11 protein-coding genes are annotated in these 15,606 nt (G+C 63.5%); 7 read left to right on the top strand and 4 right to left on the bottom strand.

Translation table 11 applies throughout. The annotated features are described in order from the left end of the window. Nucleotides 1–60 precede the first annotated feature (60 nt). Nucleotides 61–918: an alpha/beta hydrolase family protein gene (locus Q5H92_RS08235; protein ID WP_305011029.1), complete on the top strand. Its 858-nt coding sequence runs from the start codon at nucleotides 61–63 to the stop codon at nucleotides 916–918. After that, nucleotides 915–1,406, top strand: coding sequence for a 2-amino-4-hydroxy-6-hydroxymethyldihydropteridine diphosphokinase (folK, locus tag Q5H92_RS08230; RefSeq protein WP_305011028.1), 492 nt, complete (start codon nucleotides 915–917; stop codon nucleotides 1,404–1,406). Before Q5H92_RS08235 ends, folK begins: the two co-directional genes overlap by 4 nt. A 94-nt stretch (nucleotides 1,407–1,500) precedes the next feature. On the opposite strand, the gene fabD is transcribed toward folK, so the two are convergent. From fabD to Q5H92_RS08215, 3 genes are all read right to left on the bottom strand, one after another. Continuing rightward, nucleotides 1,501–2,385 (bottom strand): ACP S-malonyltransferase, encoded by an 885-nt coding sequence (gene fabD / locus Q5H92_RS08225; RefSeq protein ID WP_305011027.1) that lies wholly within the window; start codon nucleotides 2,383–2,385, stop codon nucleotides 1,501–1,503. Nucleotides 2,386–2,536: 151 nt separating this feature from the next. After that, a complete protein-coding gene (locus Q5H92_RS08220; protein ID WP_305011026.1) occupies nucleotides 2,537–5,518 on the bottom strand; it encodes a T9SS type B sorting domain-containing protein in 2,982 nt (993 codons plus the stop codon). A gap of 237 nt (nucleotides 5,519–5,755) precedes the next feature. Next, the gene (locus tag Q5H92_RS08215) at nucleotides 5,756–8,620 is read right to left on the bottom strand and encodes a T9SS type B sorting domain-containing protein (RefSeq protein WP_305011025.1); all 2,865 of its coding nucleotides are present in this window, start codon (nucleotides 8,618–8,620) and stop codon (nucleotides 5,756–5,758) included. A gap of 348 nt (nucleotides 8,621–8,968) precedes the next feature. Here Q5H92_RS08215 and Q5H92_RS08210 point away from each other — a divergent pair, with 348 nt between their 5' ends. The 4 genes from Q5H92_RS08210 to Q5H92_RS08195 all read left to right on the top strand — a co-directional run bounded on the left by Q5H92_RS08210 (nucleotide 8,969) and on the right by Q5H92_RS08195 (nucleotide 13,022). Beyond that, on the top strand, nucleotides 8,969–9,727 hold the full coding sequence (locus Q5H92_RS08210; protein WP_305011024.1) for a succinate dehydrogenase cytochrome b subunit: 759 nt from the start codon (nucleotides 8,969–8,971) through the stop codon (nucleotides 9,725–9,727). Between the two features lie 101 nt (nucleotides 9,728–9,828). Next, the gene (locus Q5H92_RS08205) at nucleotides 9,829–11,763 is read left to right on the top strand and encodes a fumarate reductase/succinate dehydrogenase flavoprotein subunit (protein WP_305011023.1); all 1,935 of its coding nucleotides are present in this window, start codon (nucleotides 9,829–9,831) and stop codon (nucleotides 11,761–11,763) included. Between the two features lie 135 nt (nucleotides 11,764–11,898). Further along, the gene (locus Q5H92_RS08200; RefSeq protein ID WP_305011082.1) at nucleotides 11,899–12,654 is read left to right on the top strand and encodes a succinate dehydrogenase/fumarate reductase iron-sulfur subunit; all 756 of its coding nucleotides are present in this window, start codon (nucleotides 11,899–11,901) and stop codon (nucleotides 12,652–12,654) included. A gap of 62 nt (nucleotides 12,655–12,716) precedes the next feature. Further along, nucleotides 12,717–13,022 carry a DUF3817 domain-containing protein gene (locus Q5H92_RS08195; protein WP_305011022.1) on the top strand — a complete coding sequence of 102 codons (306 nt, stop codon included), beginning with the start codon at nucleotides 12,717–12,719 and terminating at the stop codon, nucleotides 13,020–13,022. A 55-nt stretch (nucleotides 13,023–13,077) separates the two neighbouring features. On the opposite strand, the gene Q5H92_RS08190 is transcribed toward Q5H92_RS08195, so the two are convergent. Continuing rightward, nucleotides 13,078–14,253 carry an MFS transporter gene (locus tag Q5H92_RS08190; protein ID WP_305011021.1) on the bottom strand — a complete coding sequence of 392 codons (1,176 nt, stop codon included), beginning with the start codon at nucleotides 14,251–14,253 and terminating at the stop codon, nucleotides 13,078–13,080. A 115-nt stretch (nucleotides 14,254–14,368) separates the two neighbouring features. Here Q5H92_RS08190 and Q5H92_RS08185 point away from each other — a divergent pair, with 115 nt between their 5' ends. Next, complete coding sequence (locus Q5H92_RS08185; protein ID WP_305011020.1) at nucleotides 14,369–15,598, top strand: MFS transporter; 1,230 nt, start codon at nucleotides 14,369–14,371, stop codon at nucleotides 15,596–15,598. Nucleotides 15,599–15,606: the final 8 nt, after the last annotated feature.

Here is a 15,606-nt window from a genome sequence, read left to right as displayed (position 1 = left end):
CGCTCGGCATGACGGGCTGTTTTCACCAACTCCCCATCTCCCCGCCCCTACCTTCGCCGTATGCTCACTCACGCTTCTTTTTTGCTTACCGGCCCGGACCACGGCCGTGCTTTCGAGGCCGATGCTACCTTCCGGGCCGATGGCGTGGCCAAGCCAGTGGTGATTTTCGTGCACGGCTTCAAGGGGTTTAAAGACTGGGGCCACTTCCCGCTATTGGCCGATTTCTTTGCTGAACGGGGCTTTGTGTTTGTCAAGCTGAACCTGTCGCACAACGGCATCGTGGTGGGCGGCACCGGCGATTTGGAGGATTTGGAGGCCTTTGGGCGCAACAATTTCAGCATCGAACTCGATGATATCGGGCAGGTCATTGAGGCGCTGTTTGCGGGCAAGTCGCCCGTACCGGCGGCCGAAATGGACCTACAGCGCATGGGCCTGGTGGGCCACAGCCGCGGGGGCGGCCTAGTGCTGCTCAAAGCCGCCGAAGACCCGCGCGTGCGGGCCGTGGCTACCTGGGCCGCCATTGCCGAAGTGCACCCGCACTGGCCCCAGGCCATTTTTGACGAATGGGAGCGCACCGGCATCCTGCACGTGCCCAACACGCGCACCGGCCAGCAGTTGCCCATGCACTACCAGATTGTGGAGGACTACCATGCCCACCGCCCGCGCCTCGACATTGCCCACAACGTGCGCCGCAAGCTGCGCCAGCCCCTGCTCATTGTGCACGGCGACCAGGACGAAACCGTGAACGTGGCCGCCGCCCACACCCTGCACCAGCTCCGGCCCGATGCCGAGCTGCTGCTGCTGCCCGATGCCACCCATATGTTCGGCGGCGCCCACCCCTGGGCTAAAAATGAACTACCGGAGCCCGCCCGTTTCGTAGCCGAGCGTACCGCCGACTTCTTCCTGCGCCACCTATGAGCCGCGCCGTTACCGCCTACCTGCTGCTCGGCAGCAACCTCGGCGACCGGGCTGCTTTGCTGGCGTTAGCCCGGCAAGAATTGGCCGCTTCGGCGGGCGCGATAATAGCGGCCTCAGCTCTTTACGAAACGGCGGCTTGGGGCCGCGAAGACCAGCCGGCTTTTCTAAATCAGGCATTGGCCCTCCGCACGGAATTATCGGCGCCAGAACTGCTGGCGCAATGCCTGGCGACTGAGCAAAAAGCCGGGCGTGAGCGCCTCGAACGCTGGGGCAGCCGCACGCTGGACGTAGATATCTTGCTCTACGGCGATGAAATAATCGACGAACCCAGCCTGACCGTGCCGCACCCTCGCCTGCCCGAGCGCCGCTTTGCGCTGGGGCCGTTGGCCGAAATTGCGGGCGAGGTGCGGCATCCGGCGCTGGGAGTGAGCGTGGCGGAACTGCTGGTGCAATGCCCCGACCCGCTGCCGGTGCAGCGCGTGGGGTGAGCTAGCAGAACGAGTACCCCAAGGCTCCGCTTCGGCCCGCATGAACGTCAATTATTCAGACGGGCCGAAGCGGAGCTTCGGGGTACTCGTTCTGCTAACCGATGGTGGCTGTGGGCACAATCTTCTTCACCAAGCCCTGCAACACCTTGCCGGGGCCGCACTCGATGAATTCGGTGGCGCCATCGGCGGCCATTTGCTGCACCAGCTGCGTCCAGCGCACGGGGGCGGTGAGCTGGGCCAGCAGGTTAGTTTTGATTTCGGCGGGGTCGGTGTGCGATCGTGCGTCCACGTTTTGGTAAACGGGGCATTTGGCGGCGTTGAAGGTGGTTTTCTCGATGGCCTCGGCCAGGGCGGCGGCGGCGCTCTGCATGAGCGGCGAGTGGAAGGCCCCGCCCACGGGTAGCGGCAGGGCGCGCTTGGCGCCGGCGGCTTTCAGGGCCTCGCAGGCTTTGGCAATGCCGGCCGTGGAGCCCGAAATGACGAGCTGGCCGGGGCAGTTGTAGTTGGCGGCCACCACCACGTCGCCCGCGTCGCTGATTTCCTGGCAGATGCGCTCCACGGTGGCGTCATCAAGGCCCAGAATGGCGGCCATGGTGCCGGGCTGCTCCTCGCAGGCGGCCTGCATGGCCTGGGCGCGGCGGGCCACCAGCGGCAGAGCATCCTCGAAGCGCAGCACGCCGGCGGCCACCAGCGCCGAGAACTCGCCCAGCGAGTGGCCAGCCGTCATGCCGGGCTGCAGCTCGGGCCGAGCCACAAACTGCGCCACCGAATGCACGAAAATGGCCGGCTGGGTGACGTCGGTGCGGCGCAGGTCGTCGTCGGAGCCCGAAAACATGATGTCGGTGAGGCTGAAGCCGAGGATGTCGTTGGCCTGGGTGAGCAGGGCGCGGGCGTCGAGGCTCTGGTCGAAAAGGTCGCGGGCCATGCCGGGGAACTGGCTGCCCTGGCCGGGAAATACGATGGCGGTGGTCGAGCTCATGGGAAGAGAAGTATCTAAGGGAGGGAAAATGAATTGGGGGCGCAAGCTGCAAACAAACCCGCATTGGCCCAAAAAAACGGAGCGGCTCTTAGAAGCCGCTCCGTTTGAATTGCCTCGCTCGCATAAGCTGGCAGGTTATCAATCTGAGTTGTTATCGCACTATCTCCACCCAGCCCTTGTAGGTTCGCTTGGTGCCGGCCAGGTCCGCAAACTCGACCTCGGCCAGGTAGTAGTAAATGCCATCGGCCACTTTGCCGCCGCGGGCGCTTGGGGTATCGCCGGCTAGGGGCCCGCCGCCGTCCCAGTTGATAAGGACAGCGTCGATGGCGGTGGTGGTGTTCTCAAAAACCTTGCGGCCCCAGCGGTTGAACGCCTGGAAATGCACGCTGCGTACCGGCGAGTTGCTCCGGGGCTTGAACACTGTGTTCAGGCCGTCGCCGTTGGGCGTGAAAATGTTGGGCAGCGAGAAAAACAGGCAGTTGGCCTGGCAGGCCACGTTGCTCGTGTCGCTGGCCGCGCCGCCGTTGCCCACGGCCTGCACCGCGTAGCAGCCGCCCGAGTTCGGCAGGTTGCTGTGCACGAAACTGGTTTGCGAGGTGGTGGTGAGCAGAGTGAAGCGGCCGGCGGTGCCTTCGCGGTAGAACAGGCGGTAGCTCACCCCGCTGGCGTCGCAGCCGGCGGGGGTGTTGCTCAGCGTCCAGCGCAGGCGGTTGGTGTAGGTTGGGCTGCTGCCCGACGGCTGTGGCAACGCCGACAGGCTGTCACAGTTTACGTTTTGCAGAGAGAGCACCGGCGTGCACGGCGGCGCAATCAGCTGCCGGCACTGCTCCTGGCTTTTGTTGAGCAATGAGCTGAGGTAGCCGGTGGAGGCGTAGCGGCCCTCGGTCCGTACGTAGTAGCAGTAGTTCTGGCCCGTCACCAGCGCCGCGCTGTTGTCGAGATAAGAGCCACCATTCAGGCCGGTGGGAGCCGTGGCAATCTGCACAAACTGGCTGCCCGGCGTGTTGGCGCGGCGGTAGATGGCGACGGGCCGGGCGGCGTTGTCCCAAGGCACGTTGTAGCTCCAGCTCACGCCGAACGACGTGGGCGGGTTGTTGGCCGCCACCGTCGTCCGTACGCTGCTGGCCGGCATGCCGGTTTCGGTGATGCTGGCCTGGCCGTTGGGGAAGGAGCGCACGAAATCGAGCCGGTAGCTGTACTGACGGTCCAGAGTGTTGAGGCCGGTGTCGATAAACGATGTGTCGGCGAGCGAGGTGAAGGTGCGCAGCGTCGTAAAAGTCGTCGGACTCAGGCCCTCCCCGCGCGACAGCACGTAGCTGGGCGTACCGTCGAAAGCGACGCCCGTGGTGGTCCGGGGCGTGGTCCAGCGCACGGCTATCTGGCCGGCGGTGGCGCTGGTCGCGTCCACATCCACGTTCTTGAGCTGAGCCGAGCGGCCGGCAATGGTGGCACACGCCTCGGCCGAGGCCAGGCTGGCCCCAGCTGCCGGCAGCGGAAACTCGGCGTAGATGCGGTAGCAATAGGTGAGGCCCCGGGCCAGGCCGCGGGCCACCCCGCCGGCATCCAGGTTTTCGTCGGTGAAAGTAGTGGCATTGGGCAGCGCCGAGCCGATGCGCACGTAGCCCGACGACGCTGGAATGCCCGTTTCGCAGGCGCCCGGCCCCGGCCCCGGGCCCACCTTCCGGTAGATGTAGATGACGCTCGCGTTGGTGCAGGTGTAGGGGCTCCAGTTCAGCACCGTGCGGTTGAGGCCGGCCGGGCTGGTGCCGGGTGTGGCGGTCAGGTTTTGGGGCGCCGGGCCCACCACCGTGATGCGCCACACCTGCTCATCAATCAGGGGCTGGCTGGCTGGGGGCGTGGTGGTGGTGCCCGAGCCGGGCGGCGTGTCCTGGGCCTTAAACACCACCAGATACGGCAGGCGGGCCACGTTGCTGCAATCCGTTTGCCAGGTGAACACGCCCCGCGCCTGGGGTGGCCCCTGCGTGCTTTGCACGAAGGTGGCCGGCGGCTTGATGCCCGCGTAGGCAAACAGCGAAACCGGCGTCTGGGCCGCGCTGCCCGGCCCAATGCCGTCGGTGGCCGTCACCACCCCGGTAATCGACTGGCCAGCCACCACGCAGATGTCGGCCGGAATGGTCAGGTTCGGCCGCAGGTTGTTGGTGGGCACGATGAGAATCTGCATGTCACGGATGACCAGGCCAATGCGGCGGCGGCCCAGTGGCGTGCGGCGCCACTCCTCAATTTCCATGGCCACGTTGTAGTAGCCGGCCAGCCCGGGCGCATTCCAGGTAATCTGGCCGGTGTAGGGGTCCTGCACAAAAATGGCAGGAATGTTCCCCACGCCCGTGCTCGAGGGCACCCCGTTGTAGGGCACCTGCACAGTGCCCGGGGCCAGGGTCGGGTCGGCGGGGAAGCGGAAGTTGGGTACCACCAACGATATAGGCGTGTTGTCGCCCCGGCCGTTGGGGCAGGGAGCCGCTACAATATTTTCCGCCAGCAGGCTCACCTTCTGGCTGGCCCGCAGGTGGTAGGCCAGCGAGTCGCCGTCGGCATCGTAGCCGCCGGGGTTGTGCAAAAATACCTGGTTGATGCCGCCTTTGTCCACGGCGGGCGAGGTCAGCACCGGCGAGTGGTTGAAGCCCAGCGCGGGGTCGATGGTAATGGTGGTGCTGATGAAGAAGGATTGCGCGCCCGAATTATCCATGTTGAGCACGCCCGCCACGCGGTTTTCGCCGGTGTAGGCCACCGTGTAGCTGCCCGTCGCGGGGTACGTGTGCTCAAACGTGTACACGTTGAGCCCGGTATCCGGCACCAGCGGAATGGGCAGGCGCCCGCCCGGCACCCGGTCAATGCCCTGGTAACAGCTGGAGGTGCCATCGCCGAAAAAAATGGTCACCTGCTTCTCATCCACCGGCGGGTTGCCGTTGGTGGGCAGCGTGGTGGTGTAGAGTATCATCTTGAAGAAGATGCGGCGTGGGTTGCGGCCGGCCGTGGTGTCCACTTTGGCCTGAATGTCGCCGGCCCGGATGTGGCTGGCGCGCGCCGTTTCCGGGCGCAGCCCCGCCCCTACCACCAACATCAGCGCAACCGCCCAGGCCCAGGCCCGGGCACGAAAGAGAAAATATTCTATCATAGCAATTCTAAAAAAAGCCGTCAGCATCAGCACCGCTCTTGCGATGCAGGCCCCGGCTAGCAACCCAGCCAAACGCCCGAGGTTTGGAAACGAGTACGGGCCCAAAGGAAAGTACGGAAAGGGAAACAGCCTGCCCACGCAGAACCCGTTATTTTTCACGCGCTTCTTGCCCACACAAATTAAGCCGAAAAGGCCGCCCTTTGCAGGGCGGCCTTTCTTTTTAACGCGCTTTTAAGGCTAGCGAATGATTTCAACCCAGCCTTTGTATGTCCGCTTCGTGTTGTTAAAATCGGCAAACTCTACTTCGGCCAGGTAGTAATACACGCCATCGGCGGTGGTTTTGCCCGTGCCCGAGGCGGCTTCCCCCACCGGCCCGCCGCCGTCCCAGTTGATGAGCACGGGGTCGCTGGCGGTGGTGGTGTTCTCAAATACTTTCACGCCCCAGCGGTTGAAGGCCTGGAAGTGCACCCGCCGCACCGGCGAGTTGTTCTTGGGCCGGAACACGGCGTTCTGGTTGTCGCCGTTGGGCGTGAACACGTTGGGCAGCATGAAGAACAGGCAGTTGTCCTGGCAAGCCACGTTGCTGGTGTCGCTCAGCACCCCGCCATTGCCCACGGCCTGCACCGCGTAGCAGCCGCCCGAAGCCGGCAGGTCGTTGTGCACGAAATTGGGCTGCGTGGTGGTGCCCAGGAAGCTGAAGGCGCCCGTGGGCGTAGGCCGGTAATACACGCGGTAGCCCGTCACGGTGGCGTCGCAGCCGGTGGGCGTGTCGGTCAGCGTCCAGCTCAGGCGGTTGGTGTACCGGTCGTTGGGCGTGGGGTACTGGGGCCGGGCGGCCAGTTCGTCGCAGTTGGTGGGCTCCAGCGTCAGCTTGGGCGTGCAGGGCGGGCTGTTGAGCACCAAGCTGCGGATTTGGCTACGGTTCGGCAGGGAGTTCAGGTAGGCAATGCCGGGGTATTGGCCGTCGGTCTGCACATAGTAATAGTAGGTCTGGCCCTTCACCAACGTAGGGTCGCTGTCGGTGTAGGTTCCGCCGGTGGCGGTGGTGGGTGCTGTGCCGATGCGGGCAAAGGCCCCCGTGGTGCCGGTGCGGCGGAAGATAATGGCCGGACGCGAGGCATTATCCCAAGGCACATTATAGGTCCAGCTCACGCGCACAGCCGTGGCCGCCGCACTGGTGGGCACGGCACTGGTGCGCACGCTGCTGGCCGTGGGCGAAGCCTCCCGAACAGGCGCGCGGGAATCGCCGGGCGCGAAGGTGCGCACAAACTCCAGCTTATAGGTGTACTGCAGGTCCTGGGTGTTGAGCCGCGTATCGGTATAGCACGTATCGGCCAGCGAGCTGAGAGTGGCGATGGGCGTGAAGGTGGTCGGGGCCAGGCCCTCCCCGCGCGACAGGACGTAGCTGGGCGTGCCCTCGAAGGGAACGCCGCCGGCCGGGCGCGGGCGCGTCCAGCACACCTGCATCTGGCCGGTGGTCACGCCGGTATTTTCCACGTCTACTTTCACCATCCGGGCGCCATTGCCCTGAAACGACACGCAGGTTTCCTGCGAGGCAATGCTGGCTCCGCCGGCGGGCAAGGGAAACTCGGCATAGATGCGGTAGCAGTACGTCTGGCCGCGGTCGAGGCCCTGGGCCACGCCGTTGGCGTCGAGGTTGCTATCCGTGAACGTGGTGGTGGTGGCCGAAACGACGCCAATGCGGGTGTAGCCGGCCGAGGCGGGAATGCCCGTGTCGCAGGGCCCGGGCACGAAGGTCGAGGAATTCACCTTGCGGTAGATGTAAATCTGCGAAGCGTTGGTGCAGATGTAGGGGTTCCAGGTCAACACGGCATTGGTCACGGTGCCAGTGCCGGGCACGGCGCGCAGGTTTTGCGGCGCCGGGCCCACCACCGTAATGCGCCAAGGCTTTTCGTCAATGAGCGGAGCCGTGGGCGCCGTGGGCGAATCCTGCGCCTTGAACACCACCAGGTAAGGCTGGCGGGCTACGTTGCTGCAGTCCGTCTGCCAGGTGAACGTGCCTTGGGCTAGCGGCGGCCCGGTTTGCGACTGCCGGAACGTGGCCGGCGGGATAATGCCCGAGTAGGCAAACAACGAGATGGGGGTTTGCTGGGCGCCGCCGGTGGCATCGTCCACGGCCGTCACGTTGCCCGTCACGGTTTGCCCGGCCACCACGCAGATATCGGCCGGCACCGTGATGATGGGGCGCAGGTTGTTTGAGGCCGTCACAATAATCTGCATATCGCGGACTACCAGGCCAATCCGGCGGCGGCCCAGCGGCGTGCGGCGCCATTCCTCCACTTCAAAAGCCACGTTGTAGAAACCTAGCGCCACCGGCGCGTTCCAGGTAATTTGACCGGTGTACACATCCTGCACAAAAACGGCCGGCGCCCCCGGCACGCCCGGCGGCACGCCATTATAAGCCACCTGCACCGGCGGGTTGCCCGAGCCAGTGATGCTTGGGTCATTCGGATACCGGAAGTTGGCTACCGATACCGGGGCCGGCGTATTGGTCCCGCTGCCGCCGCCGGTGCAGGGCGGACCTTGCGTGCCCGCAATGCCCAGCGGCACCATCTGGCTGGGCCGCAGATGGAAAGCCAGCGAATCACCGTCGGCGTCGAAAGCGGCCGGGTTGTGCAGATAAACCTGCCGGAGCCCCGCTTTGTCGACTGCCGGCGCCGTGAGAATGGGCGAACGGTTGCGGCCCAGGGCGGGGTCAATGGTAATGGTGGTGCTGATGAAAAAATTGGTGTTGATGGAATTATCCATGTTCAACACGCCCGGGTTGCGGTTTTCGCCAATATAGCTCACCGTAAAGCTGCCCGATGACGGGTAGGTGTGCTCGAAATAATAAATATTGACGCTGGTGTCGGTGTTGCCCGGAATGGCGCGGCGCGGCCCAAATCGCGGAATGCCGGGCGGGCAGCTCGACGTGCCATCACCATAGAAGACCGTGGCAAAGTCAGCCGGCACGTTCGAGCTGTTGTCGGTGTAGAGAATCATCTTGAAGAAGACACGGCGCGGATTACCGGTCACCGTATCCGGCTTAGCCTGGATGTCGCCGGCCCGCAAGTGTGTGGCCCACGCGGCATCTGGGCGCAAGCTTAGCCCCGCAGCAAAGACTGTTAGCAATAGCGCCACCCGCGCCCACGCTCCTACCCGAAGTGGAAAAAACTGTATCATACTGACTGACTAACAAAAGAAAACAGGTTGGGCCGGGGCGTTGCGGTTACAGCCGCGCCTCAGGGCCAGACAAGTTACACAAACTCCCAGCCGCTCCCGTGCGTGTGTAAACGATGCCGGCCCAGGATAGATTCACCACGGCGGCCAATGTTTAATCAATTGCCCAGCCCGGGTAAGTAAACCGCCCGTCCGTTGCCCGGTTAGCGAGTGGGGGCTACCTTTGAGCCCTCAAAACACACCCTCCCACGTTCCAAGTTTGGCTACTTTATGAGTTGGATATCCAAAACATTCACCAGCAGCATCGGCCGGAAGATTATCATGTCCCTTTCGGGCTTGTTTCTCTGCACCTTCCTGGTGGTTCACCTCATTGGCAACCTGCAGCTCTTCAAGCACGACGGAGGCGCGGCCTTTAATACCTACTCCCACTTCATGGGCACCAACCCAATCATCCGCACCATCGAATGGGGCCTGGTGCTGGGTTTCGGCTTCCACATCTACGAGGCGCTGATGCTGACGCGCCGCAACAAAGCCGCCCGCGGCAGCCAGGGCTACGTGAGCAACCACTCCGAGCAAAACTCGGAATGGACCTCGCGCAACATGGGCATCCTAGGCACCATCATCCTGATTTTCCTGATTGTCCACCTCTACAATTTCTTCTGGCGCGCCCGTTTCGCCGGCGACATCCCCAAAATGGGCGGTGCCGACCCGCTGACCCGCGACTACGACAACCTCTACATGGCCGTGGTCGACTCGTTCCACATCTGGTGGTACGTGCTACTCTACGTGGCCGCCCAAATCAGCCTCGGCTACCACCTGTGGCATGGCTTCCGCTCGGGCTTCCAGACGCTGGGCCTGAACCACCGCAAGTACACCCCGGCCATTAAGTACATCGGCTACGCGTTTGCCGTGCTGGTTTCGGCCGGTTTCGCTTCCATGCCGCTCTACTTCTTCCTGTTTACCAACGCGCAGGGCGAGCTGGCTGCCAATGCTTCGGCCGTGCTGCAGAGCGTAGCCGCCGCTTTCTAAATTCTAATTTGCTGACGCGCAAGAAAACCTTCGGCCGCGCCTAACACCCGGCGCCTTCGACTGTTTACTTGCTGAATATCACTCCCTCACTCCGTCGCTTTATGCAGTTGGATTCCAAAATTCCCGAAGGCCCTCTCGCCGAAAAGTGGGAGAAGCATAAGTTCAACGTCAAGCTCGTGAACCCCGCCAACAAGCGGAAATACGACGTGATTGTGGTCGGCACGGGCCTGGCCGGTGGCGCCGCCGCCGCCTCGCTCGCCGAGCTGGGCTACAACGTGAAGGCCTTTACCTACCACGATTCGCCCCGCCGCGCGCACTCCATCGCCGCGCAGGGCGGCATCAACGCAGCGAAGAACTACCAGAACGACGGCGACTCCGTGTTCCGCCTGTTCTACGACACCGTGAAGGGCGGCGACTACCGCGCCCGCGAAGCCAACGTGTACCGCCTGGCCCAGGTATCGGTGAATATCATCGACCAGTGCGTGGCCCAGGGCGTGCCCTTCGCCCGCGAATACGGCGGCCTGCTGGCCAACCGCTCCTTCGGCGGGGCCCAGGTGAGCCGCACGTTCTACGCCCGCGGCCAGACCGGACAGCAGCTCCTGCTGGGCGCCTACTCGGCCCTGAGTCGCCAGATTGCCTACGGCAAGGTGAAGATGTACACCCGCTCCGAGATGCTCGACGTGGTGATTATCGACGGGCAGGCGCGCGGCATCGTGACGCGCAACCTGGTAACGGGTGAGGTGGAAACGCACTCGGCCCACGCCGTGGTGCTGGCCACCGGTGGCTACGGCAACGTGTTCTACCTGAGCACCAACGCCATGTACTGCAATGTGACGGCCGCCTGGCGTGCCCACAAAAAAGGCGCGTTCTTCGCCAACCCCTGCTTCACCCAGATTCACCCCACCTGCATCCCTGTAAGCGGCGACTACCAGTCGAAGCTCACGCTGATGTCGGAATCGCTCCGTAACGACGGCCGCGTGTGGGTGCCCAAAACAGTAGAAATGGCTGAGCGCGTGCGCAAAGGCGAAATCAAGCCCCAGGACATTGCCGAGGACGACCGGGACTACTTTCTGGAGCGCAAGTACCCCGCCTTCGGCAACCTCGTGCCGCGCGACGTGGCCTCGCGCAACGCCAAAATGATGTGCGATGAAGGCCGCGGCGTGGGCAGCACCGGCCTAGCCGTGTACCTCGATTTCTCGGAAATCATCAAGCGCACAGGCGCCGACGCGGTGAGTCAGAAGTACGGCAACTTGTTTGCCATGTACGAGAAAATCACTGACGAGGACCCCTACAAGCAGCCGATGCGGATTTACCCGGCGGTGCACTACACCATGGGCGGCCTGTGGGTGGACTACAACCTGCAAACCACCGTGCCCGGCCTCTACGCCACCGGCGAGTGCAACTTCTCCGACCACGGCGCCAACCGTCTCGGCGCCTCGGCCCTGATGCAGGGCCTGGCCGACGGCTACTTCGTAATCCCCTATACCATTGGTGATTACCTGGCCCAGACGCCGCCAAAGCCGGTCAATGTTGACCACCCCGCTTTCGCGGAGGCGAAGGCTGGTGTGCAGGCTCGTACCGAGCAGCTGCTCAACATCAAAGGCAACCGCACCCCCGATGATTTCCACAAAATCCTCGGCCACATCATGTGGGAGTACTGCGGCATGGCCCGCACCGCCGAAGGCCTGAAGTACGCCAAAGCCGAGATTCAAAAGCTGAAGAAGGAATTTTGGAGCGACGTGAAGGTGGTGGGCTCCGGCGAGGAAATGAACCAGGCGCTGGAAAAAGCCGGCCGCGTGGCCGACTTCATCGAGCTCGGCGAGCTGATGGTGGACGACGCCCTGAACCGCAACGAAAGCTGCGGCGGCCACTTCCGCGAAGAGTACCAGACCCCCGAGGGCGAGGCCCTGCGCGACGACGAAAACTACGCCTACGTAGCCGCCTGGGAGTATCAGGGCGAGAACCAGCCCGAGAAGCTCAACAAGGAAGAACTCACCTTCGAAAACGTCAAACTCACGCAGCGAAGCTATAAATAGTAGTGAGTATCGAGTAATTGAGTAGCAAGTACGGTTTACTTGCTGCTCTCTGCCTCATAATGCTTATCTCACTACTCAATACTTGCTACTAACTACTAGCTAAAAATGGCCGGTTCCAACCCCAACGCTAAACCGATGAACCTGACCCTGAAAGTGTGGCGGCAGCCCAACCGCCAGGCCCAGGGGAAAATTGTGGATTACCAAGTAAAGGACATTTCGCCCGATATGTCCTTTCTGGAAATGCTCGACGTGCTGAACGAGGACCTGCTGCGCGGCGGCCAGGACCCGGTGGCCTTCGACCACGACTGCCGCGAAGGCATCTGCGGCTCGTGCGACTTGTTCATCAACGGCCGCTCGCACGGCCCGGAGAAGGGCACCACCACCTGCCAGCTGCACATGCGCAAGTTCTCGGACGGCGACACCATCACCATCGAGCCCTGGCGCGCGTCCTCCTTCCCGGTGAACAAGGATTTGAGCGTGGACCGCTCGGCGTTCGACCGTATCATTCAGGCGGGCGGCTACGTGAGCGTTAACACCGGCGGCGCGCCCGACGGCAACGAGATTCCGATTCCGAAGGAGATTTCGGACCGGGCGTTTGAGGCGGCTACCTGCATTGGCTGCGGCGCCTGCGTGGCGGCTTGCAAGAATGCCTCGGCTATGCTGTTCGTGTCGGCCAAGGTGTCGCAGCTCGCGCTGTTGCCCCAGGGCCAGGTGGAGCGCAAAACCCGCGTCGAAAACATGGTGGCCCAGATGGACAAGGAAGGCTTCGGCGCCTGCACCAACATCGGCTCCTGCGCGGCCGAGTGCCCGGTGGGCATCTCGCTGGAAAACATTGCCATTCTGAACCGTGAGTTCTTGGCGGCCAAGGCTTCGTCGAACAACTTGGCTTAACCAATAAACGCATTTTTCATGAAAAGCGCGGCGTTTACTCGCCGCGCTTTTTTGCTTTTTGTATGACGCATTTTCTGCTAACCGGCCTGGGCCGCTTGCGCCTCGTGGCAATTCTAGAAGGGGTATCGTTTTTGGTGTTGCTGCTGATTGCTATGCCCTTGAAATACCTCGCGGGCCAACCGCAGGCGGTCAGGCACGTGGGCATGGCGCATGGGGTTCTGTTCGTACTTTACGTACTGTTGCTGATTCAGCAGAGCATCGAGCGTGGCTGGTCTGTAAGGAAAATGGCACTGGGATTCATTGCCTCTTTGGTACCGCTCGGCACTTTCTGGGCTGATAAAAAGCTTTTTCAGGCTAACGCACAGTAGAGCAGAGGCACCTTCGGTTTTCGCCGCTGACAGCATTTCTGAGAACACCCGGAGACTACGATTGAGCCGGTTCCCCTTCCACCCGCAGTTTGGGCACCAGCCACATCACTAGGCCACCCAGCATCGCCACCACCGCGAATGACCAGCGCAGGCTGGCTGCCTTCGCCACGAAGCCCACCAGCGGCGGCACCATGAGGAAGCCGAAGTAGCTCACCGTGGAGACGGAGGCGATGGCCGCGCCTGCACTCAGCGGGTTGGCCCGGCCTACGAGACCGAACACCAGTGGCACCACGCACGACACGCCCAAGCCCGCCAGCACGAAACCCAGGCCAGCCAGCGGCACCGTGGGGAAGGCAGCGGCCAGCAGCAGACCCGTGCTCATAAGCAGGCCGCTGCCTTGCAGAATGGGTTTCTTGCCGAAGCGCGTTACCAGCCAGTCGCCAAGGAAGCGGCCGGTGGTCATGGCCACCATGTAGAGGGTGAAGCCGATGGGAGCCAGCTCTTTGGGCGCGTGCACGGCCTGGGTGAAGTACACGCCGGTCCAGTCGTAGAGGGTGCCTTCGCAGGCCATGGAGGCGAAGGCGATGAGGCCGAATTTCAGCACCGGCTTTTCGGGCCAGGAGAAGAACGAGCGTTTGGCCAGCGGCGCGGGCGGTAGCGCCAGCGTGCGCGGGAAGAAAGCCAGCGCCAGCCCGGTAAGCGCCACCGATACGGCCACGAAATGATAAGCTGTGGGCACGTTGTTCTTGATGAGCAGCGTGGCCACGCCGGCCGCCGCGAACCCCGCCACGCTCCAGATGCCGTGAAACGTGGCAATGATGGAGCGCGGATAAAACGTCTGGACGCCCACCGACTGGGCATTGACGGATAGGTTGAGCAGGTTGCGCGAGCAGCCGAAGCAGAACAGCAGCGCCGCCAACTGCCAGGTGTGCGCCGCGAAGCCCAGCAAGCCCAGCGCGAGGTTGTAGAGCACGGCGCCCACCAGCATCACCTGCCGGCTGCTGAAGCGCTGCAACAGTTGGCCGGTCACCGGCAGCGTCATCATCAAGCCGGCGGGCAGGGCCAGCAGCACGGCCCCCAGCTGCGCTTCATCGAGCCCGAGTTGGTGCTGGATAATGGGGATGCGCGAGGCCCAGGTAGCAAATCCGAAACCCGACACAAAAAAGAACAACGCAATGGCCACCCGCGCCCGCCGCGGCGAAACCCCGGGGGCTGTCAACACTTCCTCCATAGGCTGCAAAAGAAGGCCGCCCGTAGTGAAGGCCGCGCTCAGGGTGGCAAAAATAAGCCTGACGGCGCCGACACCCGGCCGTGGCGGCCCGCCGAACCCGCCGTTACTTTGCCCCGTGCCCCTGCTCCCCTCCGACCGCCGTCTGCCGCTGCTTTACGCCATCATTCTGCTCGACGTCATCGTGGGGGCGGCCGTGGGGCCGGTGCTGCCCGAGTTTGTACGGGGCCTGCACCAGCCGCAATTGTGGTTGAGCGTGGGCACGGGCGTATTTCTGGGGGTGCAGCTGTTTTCGGCGCCGCTGCTGGGGCGGCTGAGCGACGGCTACGGTCGGCGGCCCATTTTCATCCTGTCGGCCGTGGGCACACTGCTGGCCAATGCGCTACTGCTGCCGGTGCGGGCGGGGCTTTACTTCGTGAACCGCGTGTCGGACGGGCTCACCAATGGTATGTACGCCACGGTGCGCTCGGCTATCACCGACATCTCGAAGCCGGAGCGACTGTTTCGCAACCTGGGCATTGAGGGCGCCATCATTTCGCTGGGCTTCGTGCTGGGGCCTATGGCGTCGGGGTTGCTGCTGAGCGCCTTGCAGGTGCCGCCGGCGCAGCAAGCCACCTACGTGGTGCGACTGGCCGTGGCCCTGGCGGCCCTCAACGTGGGGCTGAGTTTCTGGCTGCCCGAGACGCACCGGCAGCGCAGTGGCGTGCGCGGCGCCGAGCTGCGGGCCGAGCTGGCCCTGGCCATCAACCCGCTCACGCTCTGGGCGCGGCTGCGCGAGAAAAACCAACAGAACCCCGGCATCCGGCGCATTGTGCTCACGCAGGTGGCCCTCACGCTCAGCACGGGCTATTATTTCTACTTCGTGCCGTTTCTGAGCCTGGGGCCAATGCGCTTCGATGCACGGCAGATTTCCTACATGTTCATGTTTTTCGGCGGGCTGAGCATCGTGCTGAACTACGTGTTTTACACCTACCTGGCTGACCGCATCAACCAGCGCCGGGCCATTGTGTGGCTGGCGGCGCTGGGCGTGCCGGTGCTGGCCGGCTACGGCCTGATGGGCACCTCCAAAACGGCCCTCTACGCCCTGGTTACGGCCGACTGCCTCACGCTTTCCCTCATCCAGGGCTTGCTGGAAGGGCGCCTAGCCCGCCACACCACGGAGGCCGACCGGGGCGAGATATTCGGTTTGAACCAGGCTTTTCAATCCTTCGCCAGCTTCAGCACGGCGCTGGTTTTCGGGGGGCTGTCGGTGCTCGATTTGCGGCTGCCGTGGGCGTGGTTTGCGCTGTGCCTGGCAGCAGTGGTATGGCTGGCGGCTACGGATTCTGCCCGCAAACAGGCGGAGTAAGGCGCGGT

Origin of the sequence: Hymenobacter mellowenesis, from assembly GCF_030581005.1 — a bacterium.
GTDB classification, from domain to species: domain Bacteria; phylum Bacteroidota; class Bacteroidia; order Cytophagales; family Hymenobacteraceae; genus Hymenobacter; species Hymenobacter mellowenesis.
Note: the sequence above shows the minus strand (reverse complement) of the source record. Positions and strands in the feature narration are given on the sequence as shown.

Excerpts from the sequence above, each read along its gene's own strand:
- Q5H92_RS08200 (WP_305011082.1), top strand. The coding sequence starts at position 11,899 with ATGAACCTGACCCTGAAAGTGTGGCGGCAGCCCAACCGCCAGGCCCAG.
- Q5H92_RS08205 (WP_305011023.1), top strand. The coding sequence starts at position 9,829 with ATGCAGTTGGATTCCAAAATTCCCGAAGGCCCTCTCGCCGAAAAGTGG.
- folK (WP_305011028.1), top strand. The coding sequence starts at position 915 with ATGAGCCGCGCCGTTACCGCCTACCTGCTGCTCGGCAGCAACCTCGGC.
- Q5H92_RS08220 (WP_305011026.1), bottom strand. The coding sequence starts at position 5,518 with ATGATAGAATATTTTCTCTTTCGTGCCCGGGCCTGGGCCTGGGCGGTT.
- Q5H92_RS08210 (WP_305011024.1), top strand. The coding sequence starts at position 8,969 with ATGAGTTGGATATCCAAAACATTCACCAGCAGCATCGGCCGGAAGATT.
- fabD (WP_305011027.1), bottom strand. The coding sequence starts at position 2,385 with ATGAGCTCGACCACCGCCATCGTATTTCCCGGCCAGGGCAGCCAGTTC.
- Q5H92_RS08235 (WP_305011029.1), top strand. The coding sequence starts at position 61 with ATGCTCACTCACGCTTCTTTTTTGCTTACCGGCCCGGACCACGGCCGT.
- Q5H92_RS08190 (WP_305011021.1), bottom strand. The coding sequence starts at position 14,253 with ATGGAGGAAGTGTTGACAGCCCCCGGGGTTTCGCCGCGGCGGGCGCGG.
- Q5H92_RS08195 (WP_305011022.1), top strand. The coding sequence starts at position 12,717 with ATGACGCATTTTCTGCTAACCGGCCTGGGCCGCTTGCGCCTCGTGGCA.